Here is a 16,122-nt window from a genome sequence, read left to right as displayed (position 1 = left end):
ATCGGCTCGCTGCGATCACAGATCGCGTGCCACCGGCCGCTACGGACGCAGGCCCCGGCCGTGGAGGAAACCGTAGGGCCTGCGCAGCCGGACCGAGCTGGCGATCACGGTGCGCAGGTCCTGGTCGTCTGGTTGAGACCGGCTCAGCCGGAGCGTTCGGCCAGCGAATTCATTGCCGCACTGGCAGATTTCGCGGATCGCCTCGGCGAGTCCGGGTTCTTCGCCGGATGCCTCGGCTTCGAAGTCGGCCTCCCGCACCACTTCCGCACCCTCGGCGTGGTGCCGGCCTTCCACACCGTCGCCGGATTCGCCGCGATCACCAGGGTTTCGGCCACTCGCATAGCCATCCTCCGCACTCGCCGGGCTGTTGCTGCCAAACGCTACGAACGACCACGTGCGGGGCCTAAGGGATGTCTCGTAACCCGGTGTCTGACTGACTGGGTCGTTGGTTGATCATGTTGGTGTGGCGCAGGTGATCACAGCGTCGCGGCCGGAGTGAATTGCCCCGTTCACGGGCTGGAGCCGGGCCAGTTCCGCAAGCTGGTGCGGAATGCCTCTCGTGGCGCTGGATCTTCTTCGTCAACATCCCGCTGTACCTGGTCACCATCGGAGCGATCACCGCCAAGTTCCGCGAACGGGTCGAGCGCCGCGAACACTCGATTGACTACCGGAGCGCGACATTGCTGACGGCCGGGCTGACGCTGGTCGTGCCACAAGGCGCTCAGGCGTGTCGGCGTCGCGGTCTTCGCGGCCGGAACGGTGCTGCTGGTGGGGTTCGTGCTCGTGGAACGTCGTTGGCCGAACCGGTGCTGCCGTTGTGGGTGTTCCGGCGGAGGCTGCTCGTCGCCAGCGGCACCGTTTCCGCGTGCGCCGGGGCGGTCCTGACCTGATCGGCTTGAGTTCCTACATTCCGGAGTTCGCCCAGGAGGCGATCGGCGCCCATACGCGGGTAGGCGGGTCGTCGTGGCCGGGTTGCTGGTCGACTGGCCGCTCGCGACCTCCCTGGCCGGGCGGAGCTACCTGCGCATCGGTTTTCGCGGGTGCGCGGCGATCGGGATCACCTTGGTGGTGATCGGATCGCTGACCCCGCTGCCGCTCGACGAGCACTCCAGAGTGCTGCAGGTGACCGCGTCCTGCTTCGTCATCGGCCTGGGCATGGATACCACCACGAACCCGACGCTGGTCGGCGCGCAGTCGAGCGTCGGCTGGAACGACCGCGGCGTGGTCACCGCCAACAACCTCTTCCTGCGCTCCATCGGCAGCTCGGCCGGTGTCGCCCTGTTCGGCGCGATCGCCAACACCCGGCTCGGTCCGGCTTCGGACGAACACCCCGAGTCGGCGTTGCTCGCCGAGGCGGCGCATGGCGTGTTCGTCGCCATCGCAGGGGTGGCAATCATCGCGGCGGTCGTAGTGGCGTGCCTTCCTCGGCGCCAGAAACTCCGGGCTGAGCGCCGGGTCTCCGGCGAGCACTCTTTCGACGTCGTATCGAGACATTATGCCTCGAAATATAGTCGATATCGAGATATTATGGTCCGTAATCCGACTCGGGTGCTCGCCAGTCTGGTGGCGGCCCGGACGCCGGAAGCGGCCGGCACGCTGTTCATCGCCCAAGCGGCTGGCGAGTTCCTCGGAGGGCTGGCCGGTGGCGGACTGGCAGTCGGGTTCGGTCGGCGGCGCACACTGCCGGTGCCGCTGACCGGTGCGACGCTCAGCTGCGGGACCCTCGCCGCGGTCACGGCTCCGACCGTCGCGATCGTGGTTTTCCTGGCCGCCGGCGTGTTCGAGTCCGCCTTTCACCCGACCGTCGCAACCCTCGTCGGTGCGGTGCCTCGCGACGAGGACCTGCCCCGTGCTCACGACTTTCTTCGGGCAGGTGCCAACGTGGGCCGGGTCGCCGGTCCGCTGATCGGTGCAGCGGTCGCACTGACGGCCCTTTCCGCGGTGTTCGCCCTGAACGGGCTGCTTCTCGCGGCCGACGAGTGCTGCGCGCCGGCGCGGCGTCCGGCCCGTCTGTGGTTCGCCGGAGCGGCGAAGACCCAGGCCGTCCGTGCGGCGAACGTCGTCGTCGACCTTCGCGACCCCGCCGGTGTCGCCGGCCGGCTCAACAGGCGACCGCGGCCAACGAGCTCGGCAGCCGCGGCATCACGATCACTTCGATCGCGCCGACCGTGGTCAAGACCGAAGGCTTCGTGGACATGGCCGACCTGCTCGGCTACCTGGTGTCCGGCCAGGCGGGTTTCGTCACCGGCCAGATCCTGCACGTCGGCGGGGGACATACCCGAAGCGGTGCCTGACACTGTCGGGCTGCTTGCGGCCAACCCCTCGATTCTGGACACCGTGTATCGATACTGGTAATATTTCGATACACAGTGACTCGAAATTAATCAGCGCGAACAGGAACAGGAACCATGAGCAGCACCAACGATCGAACCGCACTCGTCATCGGTGCGTCCCGCACGCTCGGACTGGCACTCGCGGCGGAGCTCCTGCGCCGCGGATGGCGCGTGATCGGCACCGTCCGCGGCGATGACCGCACCGGCCTGCACGCTCTCGCCGAAGTCTCCGAAGGCCGGCTCGAGATCGAGAAGGTCGACATCACCGAGACGGGCCACATAGGCGAGCTGCGTGAACGACTGGCCGGACGCGTGCTGGATCTGCTGTTCGTCAACGCGGGGATCGCCCACGCCAACGTCCCGGTCACCGATGTCACCACCGAGTCGTTCGTCGAGGTGATGGTCACCAACGCACTCAGTCCCCTGCGCGTGATCGAGATGCTGGAACCACTGGTCGCGCCGGCCGGCACCATCGGCATCATGTCGTCCCGGCAGGGGAGCCTCACCCTCAACACCAACGGCGGCCACGAGGTCTACCGCGCCAGCAAGTCGGCTCTCAACCAGCTCGTGCGCAGCTACGCCGCTCGGCACGCCGAGGACAAGCGGGCCTTGCTGCTGATCAACCCCGGCTGGGTCCGTACCGGACTGGGCGGCCCGGGCGCGGTGCTGGAGATCGACGAGAGCATTCCCGGTGTCGTGGACACGATCGAAGGGCACGCCGGGGAACCGGGCCTCCAGTTCTTGGACTACCAGGGCAAGGTCGTGCCCTGGTAGCAGGCCCGCAATTGTTCTGGCCGGCCTCCCACAACCGACCTTGTCGAAGGAGCACCCATGAGCGCGAAGCCGACGCTCGCTGTCGGCCACATCCCGGAGAAGCAGCTGAGCCTGCACATCCTGGAACCGGACGGCGCCACGACCGGTGACCCGGTCATCGTCGATCTCTCCGGCGTACCCGGCGGCCCGCACGAGGTGGCGTATGACCCGGGGCGTCGCCGGCTCTACGTGGCCCACACCTACGTCAACGGCTGGTACCTCAGCCACGAGGCGCGCGACCATCGCATCAGCGTCGTCGACATCGACAACGCCGCCGTGGCCGAGGTGTTCGACATCGGCGCCGACGCCACTGCCGCGCGCGCACCGCACGACCTGTGGTTCGACACGGCGCGAGACCGCCTTTGGGTAGCGGTGGAGGCGGACGACGCCAGCCGCTCCGGTGCGCTGATCGCCGTCGACCCGGGCACGGGTGCCCAGATTGCCCGAATCGACGCCGACGCGCGTGCGGCGCACTGGTTCGCCACTTCGCCGGACGGTTCGCGCGCCTACACGGCCAACAAAGAGACACCGTACGTGTCGGTTCTCGACCTGGAGACCGAACGGCTCGTCGCGCGAGTCGAGGTGCCGGGCGGTGCCGAAGGCATCACCGTCGGCGGCGACGGCCGTGCGTTCGTGGCCGGCCCGTGCCGGCTGCCCGGGAGTCCGGTCACGGAGCCGGTGGGCGTGCGTGTGATCGACTGCGGCTCCGATGAAGTGGTGGATCTGATCGAGATGGCGCACGCACCCGGCGCGGTGCACGTGACCTCCTCCGGGTTGCTGCTCGCCGCCGAGCTGCGGGTCGCCACCGGCCTCGGTGACCCGGTCGCCGGCATGCTCAAGATCTGGTCGGCCACGACCCTGGAGCCGCTCGGTGAAGTCCCCGTCGGCGCGACCATCCTGACGATCAGGTCTTCCGCCGATGGAAAGCTGGCCTTCGTCGCGGACTGCGCGGGCGGACTCGTGACCGTGGTCGATCTTTCGACCCTCCGGGTCGTATCGACGATCAAGGACGTGACGGGGGCCCACGGTCTCGCGATCATTCCTCCCGCCTGACCGTTCACGTACCGGTACCTGCTTGCCGAACCTGGTCTCGCGCCGGTTGGCCCCAGTGCGTCGAGCCGAGCCGAATCGGGACCGTGTCCTTCTTCCGCGCAGCCGGGGAAGGACACGGTCCTTTCTTGTCAGAAGCTTCGCCGGAGCGGCACGCCTGCACCCCTACGGCATGCACTTGCCCGCGGTGGCACCGGGCCGTGAGTGTCGTCACCCTGCCGGCTCACCGCGCCGCCTGCGACGGTGCGATGCGCCACCCGCCCGTCCACCGTCTACCGCAGCTGGGATTCCTCGATGGACGCGGCGGGCGACAGCTCGCGGATGGCGGCGAGCAACGCCGAAGCCAGTGCATGAACCGGAACGCCCAGCTTGTCTGTTCCGGTCACCGCCAGGTAGAAGGCAGGTCCGGTCAGCACCGCCATCGCCGCATCAAGGGGCGTTGTCGGCGGAATGTCACCCCGGCTGATCCCGCGGCTCAGCACCGCACGGGCAGGTCCGTCGAACAGCGCGGCCGACCCGACGAGTTGTGCGACGGCAGGGTCGTGCTGTGCTTCGCCCAGAAGCGCACGGTAGGCGGCGCCCGCAGGGGAAGCCGTCAAGAAGCTCTCGACGGCTTCGAGGTAGGTGTTCACGTCTTCGAGCGTGGTCGGCTGAGGTTGTTTGATGAGCTCTTTGACAGCATCGGTGATGGCTGCCTCGAACAGGATCTCCGCTTTGGTCGACCACCACCGGTAGACGGTTTGGCGACCGACGCCGGCCCGTTCGGCGATACCTTTCATCGTCAACGCCGCGTAGCCGACCTCGACGAGCAGGTCGTCGACTGCGTGCAGGACCGCTGTTCGCGCTTGCTCGCTGCGAGGCCGCCCGGTCCGTGGTCGCTGATCGCTCATCCGCAGATCGTACCGAGACATTGTGGGTTGGATTATCGTCACGGTATCGGATTTCCACCGGGTTCGCCTGGATATCAGGAGCGTGCACGCCTCGATGGAAAGTCCGTTACCCCAGCACTCCGCAGAAAAGCGGCCACTTTGCTGCTCCGGCCGACGTGCCGGCGCCAACTGACGAGGAACGCTGTCGTCCGGCCATCGCCGCGCCGTGCGGACCCGGCGCACCGGCCGCCACTCGCGGCGCCGCGGGATGCTCCTGCGCACGTGCCCGGCGAGTCTGCTCACCTTCTACGACCGGGCCGTCCCGCGATCGTGATCGGGCCGAATGCAGGCCGTCGTCGGTGAGCTGGTGGCTCGAAACCACGCGCAGCACCAGTCCCGGCGGCTGCACACACTCGGTCGCTGTCATGCAGCAGGTCGAGGCCGCCACCAACGTGGAGTGGTGCGCATGAACCGCAGCATCGGCTCCCCGGGGAAGTCCGCCGACGTCGACGACGAGTTACGTGCGGGTCAACTGCGTCAGCCCGGCCTGACAGGGACCGACATGGTGGGCGGCTTCGGCCGGCCTCAGCCCGCCGCCGGTGCGAAGATCGCAACCCTGGGGCCGGACGGCCCTACTGGGCAGTTCCTCGGCGCGGACGGCTTCGCCCGTGGCGAGCCGACCCGCGCCGGCTGCATTCCCGTCGAGCTCCGATAGCCGAAGACTGTAGTCGAAACTCAGAACCGGACCGGGACTCAGGAACACGAGTCGAATGCTGTCCTTGCCGGGCGCTGCGCCGGGCCTGAGGGATGTCTCGTAACCCGGTTGTGGGCTGGGCTCGCCGGTAGTTGATCATGGTATGGTGCAGGCGATCTCGGCGGCGCGCCCGGAGCGGATTGTCCCGTTCACGGGGCTGGAACCGGAGCAGTTCCGGAAGCTGGTGCGTGTCGTGGCCAGGCGTGGCGGCGAGGAAATCGCGGACGGTCGTCCGGGTCTGCAGTGGCGGCTTGACCTGGCCGATCGGGTGCTGCTGGTGGCGACGCGAACGAACCAGACGATGCGCCAGATCGGGCCGTTGTTCGGGGTGTTGCACTCCGCTGCGCACCGGGGGAAGCGACACGATCGGCCCGTTGCTCGCGCTCGCGCCAGTCCGGAAACGGCGGGTGGACGCGGTGACGATCGTGGACGGGACCCTGGTCCCGACCCGCGATCACCGCCTGGCCGCGTCGTAGAAGAACTACCGGTACTGGGCCAATGTGCAGGTCGCTATCGACGTGGACACCCGGCTGGTGATCGCCACCGGTGACCCGCAACCAGGCAACCGCGGGCGGCTGCACCGCGTACCGCGATTCCGGCATCGCCGAGACGATCGCCGACCGGCCGGTGATGGCCGACGGTGGCTGCCGGGGTAACCCGGAGGTGATCATGCCGTACCGCACGCCAAGCGACGGCAGCGAACTGCCGGAATGAAAAGAGGAACTCAACTCCGTGCACCGCAAGGTCCGAACCCGGGCTGAGCACGCACTGACACGGATGAAGTGCTGGAAAATCCTGCGCGGCCATCGCCGCGCCGCCGGCACACCCGCCGACACCGTGTCCGGAATCGCGCACCTGCACAACATCCACCTCCTCGGCTGACCACAACACCAGAACCGCCAACCACAACACCAGTTACGAGACATCCCTTAGATGGCGGCGACGGTGAGGCCTGGTAATAGGCGGCACGTTGGGCGGCCAGGTCGGGGAACTGTCCAAGCGGGTTGAAACGGCTTTCAACAACGGCTCAATCACTTACCGGACACACCCTAGTCCGCTTTGGAGGACAGCCGTTCCCGCAGCGCGCGCTTGAGGATCTTGCCGCTGGGGTTCTTGGGCAGCGAGTCGGCGAACACCACGGACTTGGGGACCTTGAACCCCGCCAGCGCCCGGCGGCAGCCGTCGAGCACGTCCCGTTCGGTGAGCCCGCTCCCCCGCTCGGCGACCACGACTGCGGTCACCGCTTCGATCCACCGGGGGTGCGGGACGCCGACCACGGCGGCTTCCGCGACACCGTCTACTGTGTACAGTGCTTCCTCGACCTCGCGGCTGGCGACGTTCTCCCCACCCGTCTTGATCATGTCCTTCTTGCGGTCCACGACCCAGAGGTAGCCGTCGTCGTCGAAGTAGCCGAGGTCGCCGGAGTGGAACCAGCCGCCGCGGAACGCTTCCGCCGTGTGCTCCGGTTTCCCGAGGTAGCCCACTGTCGCGTGGGGACTGCGATGCACGATCTCCCCCACCTGGCCGGCCGGCAGCGGGCGGTCGCGCTCGTCGACGACCTGTGTTTCGACGTTCAGCGCGGCGCGCCCGGCCGAACCAGGGCGCGATTCCTGGTCCTCCGGGCCGAGTGCGGTGGCCAGCGATGCCATCTCGGTCTGCCCGTAGAAGTTCCAGAACCGCATGTCCGGCAGGCGTTTCTTCATCTCCCGCAGCACTTCCACCGGTAACGCCGAAGCGCCGTAATAGCCTTTCCGCAGGGAGCTGACGTCGGTGGAGCCGAGTTCGGCCAGCAGCGAGATCCACACGGTCGGCGGCACGAACAGGTTCGTCACCCGCTCCTCCTCGATCGCGCGCAGCATGGCGGCGGGATCGGGGCGGTCGAGGATGATGCTCGTAGCGCCGAGGTACAGGTCGGTGCTCAGGAAGTTGTCCAGCTGCGCGCAATGGTAGAGCGGCATCGCGTGCAGCTCGACGTCCGCGGCCGCCATGCCGCCGGTGACTATGCAGCTGGTGTACTGCCACATCAGCGACCGGCTGGTGAGCATCGCCCCCTTGGGCCGCGACTCGGTGCCGGAGGTGTACATGATGCGGATGACTTCGTCGTCGCCGACGTGCACGGGCAGCGGCCGGATGGTCTTTTCGGACCATTCCGCGAAATCCGTCCAGCCGGGCGGAACCCGGTCGCCGAGGACCGCGCGGACCCGGACCTCGTGCTCCGCCAGGGCTTTCTCGGCCACCGGCAGCAATGCATCCTCGACGACGAAGGCGTCGGCGGCGCAATCACGCAGCAGGTAGCCGATCTCGCCGCCGGTGAGCATGAAGTTGACCGGCACGAAGACCACCCCGATCCGCGCGGTGGCGAAATTGAGCACCGGGAACTGCCAGCAGTTGTGCGACAGCACCGCGAGCCGGTCTCCCGGCCGGAGTCCCGCCGCCTGCAGAGCGCCGGCGACCCGGTCCACCACCGCGTCGAACTCGGCGAAGGTGAGCCGGACGTCGCGATGCACCAGCGCGGTCTTGTCCGGGAAGCGAGCGGCCGAACGGCGCGGGATGTCGGCGAGACTGTGCGCGCGGGCCTGGTCGACGGTCACCAGAGATCTCCCTGTCGTTCAGGTGGAATCCGCGCGGGCGGCCGGTGTCGCGGAGACCGCCCGCGCGGAAGTTCAGGCAGTCCGCAGGTAACCGGGCAAGATGTCCTGCGCGGCCTCCACCAGCGTCATCGGGTCGACCAGCAGGTGCTGGGTCGCCACCGCGGCGTCGCGCGTGCAGCGGCCGAGCGCGCTGGGGTTGCGGATGGACTGACTGCCGCCCCACCGGTGCGCGAAACCGACGACCTCGCTCGCGACCTCCTGGACCCAGGTGGTGACCTGCCGCATCCGGGCCCGCTGTTCTGCGGTGATCTCCTCGCCCGCGGCAGCCGTCTCTTCCGCTTCGCCGTGGATCTGGTAGACGTAGGCCCGCGCGGCCTGCAGCAACGCTTCGTACTTGGCGAACTCGCGACGGAACAGCGCCGAATCCCCCACGAAGCCCTCGTACCCGGGACGGGCCTTCGCCGAGGAAACCGTCACGATCTCCTGCAGCGCGCGGGTCGCGAGCCCGAGCGCGACCGCGCAGTGCCCGCCGACGCCGATGCCCAGCAGCCCCAGCCGGTAGACCGGTTCGGACCGCACCGGGATGGTGGAGAAGGTGTCCATGGTGTGCTTCTCGGGGACGAACACGTCGGTGACCGCATAATCGTAGCTGCCCGTGCCGACCAGGCCCATCACGTCCCAGTTGCCCAGGAACTCGACCTTTTCGCGCGGGACGAACGCAACCCGGCACACCGGGTCGCCGGTCTCGGACACCAGCGGCTGGCCGTCGTCGCCGTACACCGTGAAGCCGGCCCCGATCCAGCTGGCGTGCGCCGAACCGCTGGCGAACTGGTAGCGCGCGGTCACGCGGTAGCCGCCGTCGACCCGGACCCCTTTGCCGGTCGGCAGGATCATGCCCGCGGTGATGCCCGGCGTCGGCTGGTCGAAGATCTCCCGCGCGCCCTCCTCGCTGAAGAAGCCCACCGCGATGCCGGTGCTGAACGCGTTGGCCATCAGCGCCCAGCCGGTGGACCCGTCGGCCCGCGAGATCTCCTCGACGACCTTCAGCGAGTCGACCATGCCGAGCCCGAGGCCGCCGTATTCCTCCGGCACCATGAGCCAGAACAGCCGCGCCTCGATCAGCGCGTCGACGACGGGACGGGTGATCGTGGTGTCGCGCTCGATGGTGTCGGCTTCGCTCTCGATCAGCGGCGCGACGGCCTTCGCCCGTGCCAGGGCGTCCGCGGCCGGGCGGGCGAGGATTCCGGTCATGTGCTTGGTCCTCTCTGACTGCACTGTGGTCCCTCCACCGTGCCGCCGGGGACCCGGGCCGCACATCCGGGCCACCACGTGGTCAGCCACCCGCATTCCGCCACTGCGCGACCTGCGCGCGCCGCGACAGCCCGAGCTTGTCCAAGATGTGCTCGACGTGGCCCTCCACCGTGCGATGGGAGATGACCAGCTTCTGCGCGATCTCGCGGTTGGTGAGCCCGTCCGCGACGAGTTCCGCGACCTCCGCCTCTCGCCGCGACAGCCCGGTCTCGCACGGGCGGGCCCGGTTGACCCCCGCGCGCACACCGAGCGCGAAGTCGAGCACCTCCCGGCGCGGCATTTCCTGCCCGCGCCGGAACGCGGCATCGTATCCGTTGTCCCCCAGGCGGTCGCGGGCCTGGCGCTCGAACCGAGTGCGCTGTTCGAGCCAGTGCGAAGAGCCGTAGAGCTGCATGCCGACCGACGCCCACAGCGTCTCGGCGGCGCCCAGCAGCACTGCCGCCCGCTCGGCTTCGCCGCGCGCGGCCTCGCTCCACGCGAGCAGGTCGGTGGCCAGCGACAGGCCGATGGCATCGTCGAAGGGCTGCTTCATCCGGAGGCTCTCGAGAGCGTGCCCGGCCGCCTGGTCGTGTTCCCCGCACATCAGCGCGGTCAGGCCCAGTCCGTAGACGGCGTAGGAGAGCATCCAGCGCTCGCCGTGTTCCTCGCACTGCGGGCGCAGTTGTTCGAAGTGCCGCAACGCTTCGTGAGTGTCGCCGGCGAAGATGTAGAGCAGGCCGAGGTGGACCCGCAGCGAACCGATCAGGTCCGGCGGCGCTTCGGTGCCGCGGTACCGGTCGAGCGCTTCGAGCAGAATCCGTTCCGAGCTCTCGAAATCGCCGCCGAAGAACGCGACCAGTCCCTGTTCGTGCCAGTTGTAGGCCAGCCCGAACGCATCGCCCGCCGACTCCGCCGCATCGGTTCCTTCCGCCAGCGCTCGGCTCGCCGCGGCCCGGTCCCCCTGCAGTGCCGCGACCAGCCCGAGCGTGGCCAGCGCCCGCGCCCGGTCCGGCGTCGGCTCCGTCTCGACGTGCAACGCGCGTTCGAGCCAGTAGCGATGTTCGCTGAAGGAAAACCCGGCCGCCCAGAGGAACCACGGTGCACCGATCAGCCGCGTCCCGTCGCCGGCCCTGGCCACTGCGGTTTCGAAGGCCGCGCGCAGATTGGCGTGTTCCAGCCGCAGCTCGACGCACCATTGGTGCTGCCGCGGGCCGAACCATTGCGCGGTGACGTCGCGGATCATCCGCGCGTAATAGGCGTGGTGGCGGTCGCGCAGGCCGGCGACGTGCGCCTCGGTGAGCTTCGCCTGGCCGTACTCGCGCAGCGTCTCCAGCATCCGGAACCGGACCTGTCCGTCGTGTTCCTCCCGCAGCAGCAAGGATTTCCCCACGAGGCCGTCGATCCCGTCGACGATCTCGTCCGACCCGAGCGCGTCGTCCTGGCAGACCTCCTCGGCGGCCTTCAGCGAGAAGCTCCCGGCGAAGACCGAGGTGCGGGTCCACAGCCGGCGTTCGACCGGGTCGCAGAGCTCGAAACTCCAGTCCACGGTGGCCTGCAGGCTCCGGTGCCGTTCCGGGGCCGCCCGGTTCCCGCCGGTCAGCAGCCGCATCCGCCGCCCGAGCCGGTCGGCCAGCTCCGCCGGGGACAGCACCCGCAGCCGCGCGCACGCCAGCTCGATCGCCAGCGGCAGGCCGTCGAGCTGGACGCAGATCCGGCGGACGAGCTCGAGATTCCCGTCCGTCAGGGAGAACTCCGGCAGGATGTCGCGCGCCCGAGCGGCGAAGAGGGTGACCGCGCTGTCCCCGCGCTCGTCGGTTTCCGGGACCGGCAGCGGAGCGACGGCGACCGTGTGCTCGCCGGGAAGCGCCAGTGCTTCGCGGCTGGTGGCGACGATTCTGAGTTCCGGGGCGCTGTGCAGGAGCGCGCTGGCCAGCTCGGCGCACGCGGCCAGCAGGTGCTCGCAGTTGTCGAGCACGAGCAGTACCTGCCGGTTTCGCAGGTGGTCCGCGAGCAGCTGCTGCGGGCCGGCTGTCCGGTCCCGGATGCCCAGCGCGTCGACCAGGGTCTGCGCCAGCAGCGCAGGATCCCGCAGCGCCCCCAGCTCCACCCACCGCACGCCGTCGGCGAACGCACGGCGCACCTTCGCCGCGGCCTGCACCGCGAGCCGGGTCTTGCCGACCCCGCCGGGCCCGAGCAGCGTCACCAGCCGGGCCGAGCCGAGCACTTGGCGGATCGCCGCCAGTTCCGCCGCCCGGCCGACGAATTCGGTCAGCTGCGAGGGAAGTTCGGCGCGCGGTGCCGGCGCGGCAGCCGGACGCGGGTGGTCCCCGCGCAGGACGCGCACCCGGTCCTTCAGCACCGTCATCGAGTGCTCCCAGCCGATCCGCTCGGCGATCGCGGCCACCGTGACCGCCGGGTCCTCGGCCAGCAGCGCCTGGATCGCCGGTTCGTGGGCGTCGGCCACGGACCCCCGGGCGCGCGGCGGCTCCGGCGGCTCGCCGAGCTGCAGCGCCCGGCGCACCGTGTTGCGGGAAATGCCGCGATGCCGGGCGATCGCCTTGATCGGCATGCCCTCGGTGTGCAACTGCCGGATTTCGCGCCAGTCCTGCACGTTCATCCACATGCCTCCTCGTCGAGGCGTCAGCGCGGTGACGCGTGCCCACTATGCGAGCAGCCCCGACTACGTGTCAAGGACGGCCGGGATTGACCCCCATGGGCGGGCGGCGCGCGTTTCCGCCCAGGTCAGGACGTCGGGCCGGGCACGTAGCGGATCACGGGCGATCCCGGTCCCGCGCCCGCCCCAGTTCCGGAAACCTCGGCGCAAGCACCCGATCCGGAAGGACGAACCATGAACAGTCAGGAACCGGCAGTCGTCGCCGAGCGCTTCATCGAGGCGTACAACTCCGGCGACCGGGACCGTCTTCTCGCGCTCTGCGCCGAAGACGTCCACGTCGAGCACCACAACCGCGGCGTCGAGCTGAACGACCGGAACGCCTTCGGCGACGTCATCAAGGGCTTCGAGGCAGCATTCCCGGACAAGCACTTCGAGAACCGTCGCGCCTGCTACACCGACGGCGACACGGTGGTCGTGGAACACACCTGGGCGGGCACCGCCGAAGCCGACGTGCCGGGCTTCGCCACTGCCGGCGAGGCGGCGCGGATCGACCTGTGCAGCCGGTACACCGTCCGCGACGGCCTCATCGTCGAGTACCACGACTACGGCTGATCCGTGATGGTCCTCCGCACCCGGGCGACCGCCGCGCTGGCCGCCGGTCGCCCGGCCGTCCTTCTCGACGAGCAGGGTACCGCCGAGCTCGTGGTCGCTGCGGCACTGGCGACCACGGACTCGCTGGCCTTCCTCGTCCGGCACGGCTCCGGCTTCGTCCGGGTGGCGTTGACCGGCCTCGCATGCGACCGGCTGGACCTGCCGCCGGTCACCGCTCGCGGGCCCTACCGGTGTGCGCAGGCGGTCGCCGTCGACGCTGCCGCCGGGGTGAGCACCGGGATCTCGGCGGCTGACCGCTGCCGCACCGTCCGGCTGCTCGCCGATCCCGCCACCGAACCCGGGCAGCTGCGCCGTCCCGGACACATCGTGCCGGTGCGCGCGTGGCCCACCGACGGCGCCGCCGACCAGCCGGGCGCCGCCGAAGCAGGCGTCGAGCTTGCCCGGCTCGCCGGCCTCGAACCCGCAGCAGTCCTGTGCGGACTGGTCTCCCGTCTCGACCCGTCCGGCATGGCCGGACCCGCCGAGGCACTGGACTTCGCCCGCGAGCTCGGGCTGGCGGCAATTGCCGTCGCGGATCTGTACCCCATGGCAGCACAGGAAAGGAGAGCAGGGTGACCGCGTTCGACGCAGCCGCCTTCCGCACGACGCTGAGCCGGTTCACCACCGGCGTCGTCGTGGTCACCGCACCCGGACCGGTCGGGATGGTGGTCAGCTCGTTCACGTCGGTTTCGCTGGACCCGCCGCTCGTGCTCTTCTGCGCGGGCAACGAGTCCACCACGTGGCCGCGGATCCGGGACTCCGGGCAGTTCTGCGCGAATGTGCTCGCCGCCGGGCAGGAGCCGATCGCCCGGCAATTCGCCGGGCCGGGCAACCGCTACCGCGGGATCGGGTACCAGCGCGGTCCGCACGGCGGGCTGCTCCTGGACGGCGTCCACGCCTACGTCGATTGCGAGATCGCCGGCGAGTATCCAGGAGGAGACCACACGATCGTGGTAGGCCGGGTGCGGCAACTGGACATCGGGCGCGACACCGTCCCGCTGGTGTTCCACCGCAGCAGATTCCACGACGGCACGGTCCTCAACGCCACCGGTTGATCTCCCCGCGCGACTCGTCCGGGGCTTTCCGACTTCTCCTCGAGGCGCCCTCGACCGGATTATCCGCATTCGCACAGGTGGTCTGATGCCAAATTCGAGGTGTCGCATCCTCTGGCTGTTTGACATCGCGCGGTACGAACGTGTCTCATTTGGTTGCGCGGTCCCGGAAGTCCGTGCGGCGCGGCACCAAGTGCTCCGCAACATACGCACCGAACGTTCGCTGCTCCCAACTGGCCGCTGTCAGTCGCGACTGCATCGCAAGTGTGGAGTGCGGGGCCGCCGATCAACCGACGTGACGAGCAGCAGCGTTTCCGGCGCGCACTGGCACGCCGCCCGAAACACGCCAAACTCGCCGCTGGCGAGCCGCTACGGGGCCACGTCCAGGACCGACGGTGGGCCATCGCATGGAGTCCGGAACAAGCCGCCCGCCGGTTCCCGTTCGACTTCCCCGATGATGACACACCACTCGTTTCACGATGCTCGCGCTCGCCGCCCTGGAGTACGCGGTGTGGTCTCGGGACGGTCGGTTGATGGAGAACTTCTTCTCGACGCTCAAGACTGAGCTGGCGTATCGCACCTGCACAGGATCGCCGCCGGCTGACGAACTCACGGCGAGTTGCGAACCGGTCGCGTCCCGGCACGTCAAGCGGCCACCCCGCTGGGACCGCATTGGTTTCCGCAGGAGACGACACCGGCCTTACCTCTTGAAGGAACTCGCCGCGCACATCTGGTCGGGTAGCCGTTCGTCAATTACGTGCGCCTCAAAGGCCGTCGGCTTCCCACTCGCCATGTCACTTGTCGCGACGCGCCATTCGCGCCCAGTGGGGCGCTCCCCCGCCAACCAGCTCAGGCCTGCCACCTCCTTGACCTGCTCGTACCACCTCCTTCACCTGGCCCTCGACCTCCACCATCTGCAGACGCCGACGAAAACACCGGGCCGGTGACGCGAAGGGGCCCTGTGTGTTGAAGCGATGTCGATCCCGCAGGGTATACAAACGCGCCACGGCGGGACTGCGGGCGTTGAGACGATCAGGTGATTCTCGTTCTCGTAGTTTTCAGCCGTCTCCTGTTCCGGCAAAGTCGAGCCGTCGTCCGAATCGACTCAGGAGCGCAGCGCGTGCCTTTCGACCCGAACCAGCCCAGAGGTCCCGACGGCAAATGGATCAAGACAGGCGGCGTTTTCACCGCGGCAGTCCTGGCGACAGTGGTGGCGGCGGCAAGCGGCGGAGACGTAGTCACCTCGGCCGGCGCCGGCCTCGACACTGCGACGACCAAGAGCGTGTCCGACGCGGACACCGCCAACAGCAAGAAGGCCGCACGGAACGGCGATCGCGCCAAGGCATGGCGACGGCTGGCCCTCAAGGAGGTCGGGAAGGAGATCAAGAAGGACCTGCGCTGCGCCGTCCAGTCGTTCGGCCAGGTTCAGCAGTACTTCCTGCGCCACCCGTGCCAGAAGCTGGACCAACTGCTTTTCGTCGTGCAGGACAGGAACGGAAACACGATCGCCGGATCGGTCACGTGGGTGAAGATGCCGTCGGCCGAATCGGCCGCACAGCTCCGCAGGCTGGAAGACACGTACGGATCCGGTGACGTCACCCCGTTCGGAACGGCGGTTCTCGAAGCAGGCGGCTTTCGTTTCACCGGAAAGCACTACCGGTCGCGGCTGGACGGCAAGCTGGCCGTCATCGCCGAAACGGACCCGATCAAGGGCCGCCCCTCCGACGCATTCCTCAAGCAGGTCGCCGACGTCGCGGATGTCCTCCCACCGCCATGACGACGTGGGCTGGTCCGCACGGATCCGGAGCCCAAGCACGCACCCACCGTCGCGCTCACCGCCGACGCAACCAGATCACGCCCGGCGCCCGCCCCCGTCGCCGAGCGGAGCTGCGTGCCATCCACAAGCACAGTGAAGCACCCCCACCTAGACTCGTAGGTCAACAAGTGTCATCCCCTGCACGAGCGAGGGTGACGTTTCCGCGATAGCCCGTGTGAGTGCGGGAGGCCGATGCAGCCGCGCCGCGACGGGATGGCAGGTGTCCTCATCCCGGCCGCCGCCCGGCGCACTACGGTTTTGCCGGGCCTTACCGACAGCGTTGCGTGCC

Annotated in this window: 13 protein-coding genes and 3 pseudogenes; 10 read left to right on the top strand and 6 right to left on the bottom strand. The window is 69.0% G+C overall.

All coding sequences use genetic code 11. From position 1 onward, the window contains the following. Positions 1 to 39: 39 nt before the first annotated feature. Positions 40 to 261 (bottom strand): hypothetical protein, encoded by a 222-nt coding sequence (locus tag ABD793_RS04675; protein WP_344855631.1) that lies wholly within the window; start codon positions 259 to 261, stop codon positions 40 to 42. Positions 262 to 963: 702 nt separating this feature from the next. On the opposite strand from ABD793_RS04675, the gene ABD793_RS04670 reads away from it, so the two are divergent. The 3 genes from ABD793_RS04670 to ABD793_RS04660 are packed head-to-tail and all read left to right on the top strand — an operon-like array spanning position 964 to position 4,199. Continuing rightward, the gene (locus ABD793_RS04670) at positions 964 to 2,355 is read left to right on the top strand and encodes an MFS transporter (RefSeq protein WP_344855629.1); all 1,392 of its coding nucleotides are present in this window, start codon (positions 964 to 966) and stop codon (positions 2,353 to 2,355) included. 53 nt (positions 2,356 to 2,408) lie between these two features. Further along, positions 2,409 to 3,107 (top strand): SDR family oxidoreductase, encoded by a 699-nt coding sequence (locus ABD793_RS04665; RefSeq protein ID WP_344855628.1) that lies wholly within the window; start codon positions 2,409 to 2,411, stop codon positions 3,105 to 3,107. A 57-nt stretch (positions 3,108 to 3,164) separates the two neighbouring features. Then, entirely contained in the window at positions 3,165 to 4,199 is a 1,035-nt protein-coding gene (locus ABD793_RS04660; protein WP_344855627.1) for a YncE family protein, read from the top strand. Between the two features lie 269 nt (positions 4,200 to 4,468). On the opposite strand, the gene ABD793_RS04655 is transcribed toward ABD793_RS04660, so the two are convergent. Next, on the bottom strand, positions 4,469 to 5,368 hold the full coding sequence (locus ABD793_RS04655; RefSeq protein WP_344855626.1) for a TetR/AcrR family transcriptional regulator: 900 nt from the start codon (positions 5,366 to 5,368) through the stop codon (positions 4,469 to 4,471). A 163-nt stretch (positions 5,369 to 5,531) separates the two neighbouring features. On the opposite strand from ABD793_RS04655, the gene ABD793_RS04650 reads away from it, so the two are divergent. Both ABD793_RS04650 and ABD793_RS04645 read left to right on the top strand, forming a co-directional pair. Further along, entirely contained in the window at positions 5,532 to 5,780 is a 249-nt protein-coding gene (locus ABD793_RS04650) for a hypothetical protein (RefSeq protein ID WP_344855624.1), read from the top strand. Positions 5,781 to 5,925: 145 nt separating this feature from the next. Then, positions 5,926 to 6,701: pseudogene (locus ABD793_RS04645) on the top strand (transposase family protein). 167 nt (positions 6,702 to 6,868) lie between these two features. Here the strand turns inward: ABD793_RS04645 and ABD793_RS04640 are convergent. The 4 genes and pseudogenes from ABD793_RS04640 to ABD793_RS04625 form a co-directional block, all read right to left on the bottom strand. Beyond that, positions 6,869 to 8,410, bottom strand: a complete 1,542-nt coding sequence (locus ABD793_RS04640) for an acyl-CoA synthetase (RefSeq protein ID WP_344855622.1) — start codon at positions 8,408 to 8,410, stop codon at positions 6,869 to 6,871. A 72-nt stretch (positions 8,411 to 8,482) separates the two neighbouring features. Beyond that, on the bottom strand, positions 8,483 to 9,661 hold the full coding sequence (locus tag ABD793_RS04635; protein ID WP_344855620.1) for an acyl-CoA dehydrogenase family protein: 1,179 nt from the start codon (positions 9,659 to 9,661) through the stop codon (positions 8,483 to 8,485). A gap of 82 nt (positions 9,662 to 9,743) precedes the next feature. Then, positions 9,744 to 12,065 carry an ATP-binding protein gene (locus ABD793_RS04630; protein ID WP_344855790.1) on the bottom strand — a complete coding sequence of 774 codons (2,322 nt, stop codon included), beginning with the start codon at positions 12,063 to 12,065 and terminating at the stop codon, positions 9,744 to 9,746. Positions 12,066 to 12,205: 140 nt separating this feature from the next. Continuing rightward, positions 12,206 to 12,317: pseudogene (locus ABD793_RS04625) on the bottom strand (helix-turn-helix domain-containing protein); the annotation flags it as partial. Positions 12,318 to 12,548: 231 nt separating this feature from the next. Here ABD793_RS04625 and ABD793_RS04620 point away from each other — a divergent pair. The 5 genes and pseudogenes from ABD793_RS04620 (at position 12,549) to ABD793_RS04605 (ending at position 15,794) form a co-directional block, all read left to right on the top strand. Next, positions 12,549 to 12,926, top strand: a complete 378-nt coding sequence (locus tag ABD793_RS04620; protein WP_344855618.1) for a nuclear transport factor 2 family protein — start codon at positions 12,549 to 12,551, stop codon at positions 12,924 to 12,926. 6 nt (positions 12,927 to 12,932) lie between these two features. Beyond that, positions 12,933 to 13,541 carry a 3,4-dihydroxy-2-butanone-4-phosphate synthase gene (locus ABD793_RS04615; protein ID WP_344855616.1) on the top strand — a complete coding sequence of 203 codons (609 nt, stop codon included), beginning with the start codon at positions 12,933 to 12,935 and terminating at the stop codon, positions 13,539 to 13,541. Continuing rightward, positions 13,538 to 14,020 (top strand): flavin reductase family protein, encoded by a 483-nt coding sequence (locus tag ABD793_RS04610; RefSeq protein WP_344855614.1) that lies wholly within the window; start codon positions 13,538 to 13,540, stop codon positions 14,018 to 14,020. Before ABD793_RS04615 ends, ABD793_RS04610 begins: the two co-directional genes overlap by 4 nt. 324 nt (positions 14,021 to 14,344) lie before the next feature. Beyond that, positions 14,345 to 14,494, top strand: a pseudogene (locus ABD793_RS42605) (IS30 family transposase); the annotation flags it as partial. Between the two features lie 559 nt (positions 14,495 to 15,053). Then, positions 15,054 to 15,794: a hypothetical protein gene (locus tag ABD793_RS04605; RefSeq protein ID WP_344855611.1), complete on the top strand. Its 741-nt coding sequence runs from the start codon at positions 15,054 to 15,056 to the stop codon at positions 15,792 to 15,794. Positions 15,795 to 16,122 lie beyond the last annotated feature (328 nt).

This window comes from Amycolatopsis ultiminotia (assembly GCF_039536925.1).
GTDB classification, from domain to species: domain Bacteria; phylum Actinomycetota; class Actinomycetes; order Mycobacteriales; family Pseudonocardiaceae; genus Amycolatopsis; species Amycolatopsis ultiminotia.
The sequence above is the reverse complement of the archived record's forward strand: the minus strand, read 5'-3'. Positions and strand labels throughout refer to the sequence as shown.

Bases quoted from the DNA above. Each gene is read 5' to 3' on its own strand.
- ABD793_RS04665 (WP_344855628.1), top strand. From the start codon at position 2,409: ATGAGCAGCACCAACGATCGAACCGCACTCGTCATCGGTGCGTCCCGC.
- ABD793_RS04660 (WP_344855627.1), top strand. From the start codon at position 3,165: ATGAGCGCGAAGCCGACGCTCGCTGTCGGCCACATCCCGGAGAAGCAG.
- ABD793_RS04650 (WP_344855624.1), top strand. From the start codon at position 5,532: ATGAACCGCAGCATCGGCTCCCCGGGGAAGTCCGCCGACGTCGACGAC.
- ABD793_RS04635 (WP_344855620.1), bottom strand. From the start codon at position 9,661: ATGACCGGAATCCTCGCCCGCCCGGCCGCGGACGCCCTGGCACGGGCG.
- ABD793_RS04630 (WP_344855790.1), bottom strand. From the start codon at position 12,065: ATGACGGTGCTGAAGGACCGGGTGCGCGTCCTGCGCGGGGACCACCCG.
- ABD793_RS04620 (WP_344855618.1), top strand. From the start codon at position 12,549: ATGAACAGTCAGGAACCGGCAGTCGTCGCCGAGCGCTTCATCGAGGCG.
- ABD793_RS04615 (WP_344855616.1), top strand. From the start codon at position 12,933: ATGGTCCTCCGCACCCGGGCGACCGCCGCGCTGGCCGCCGGTCGCCCG.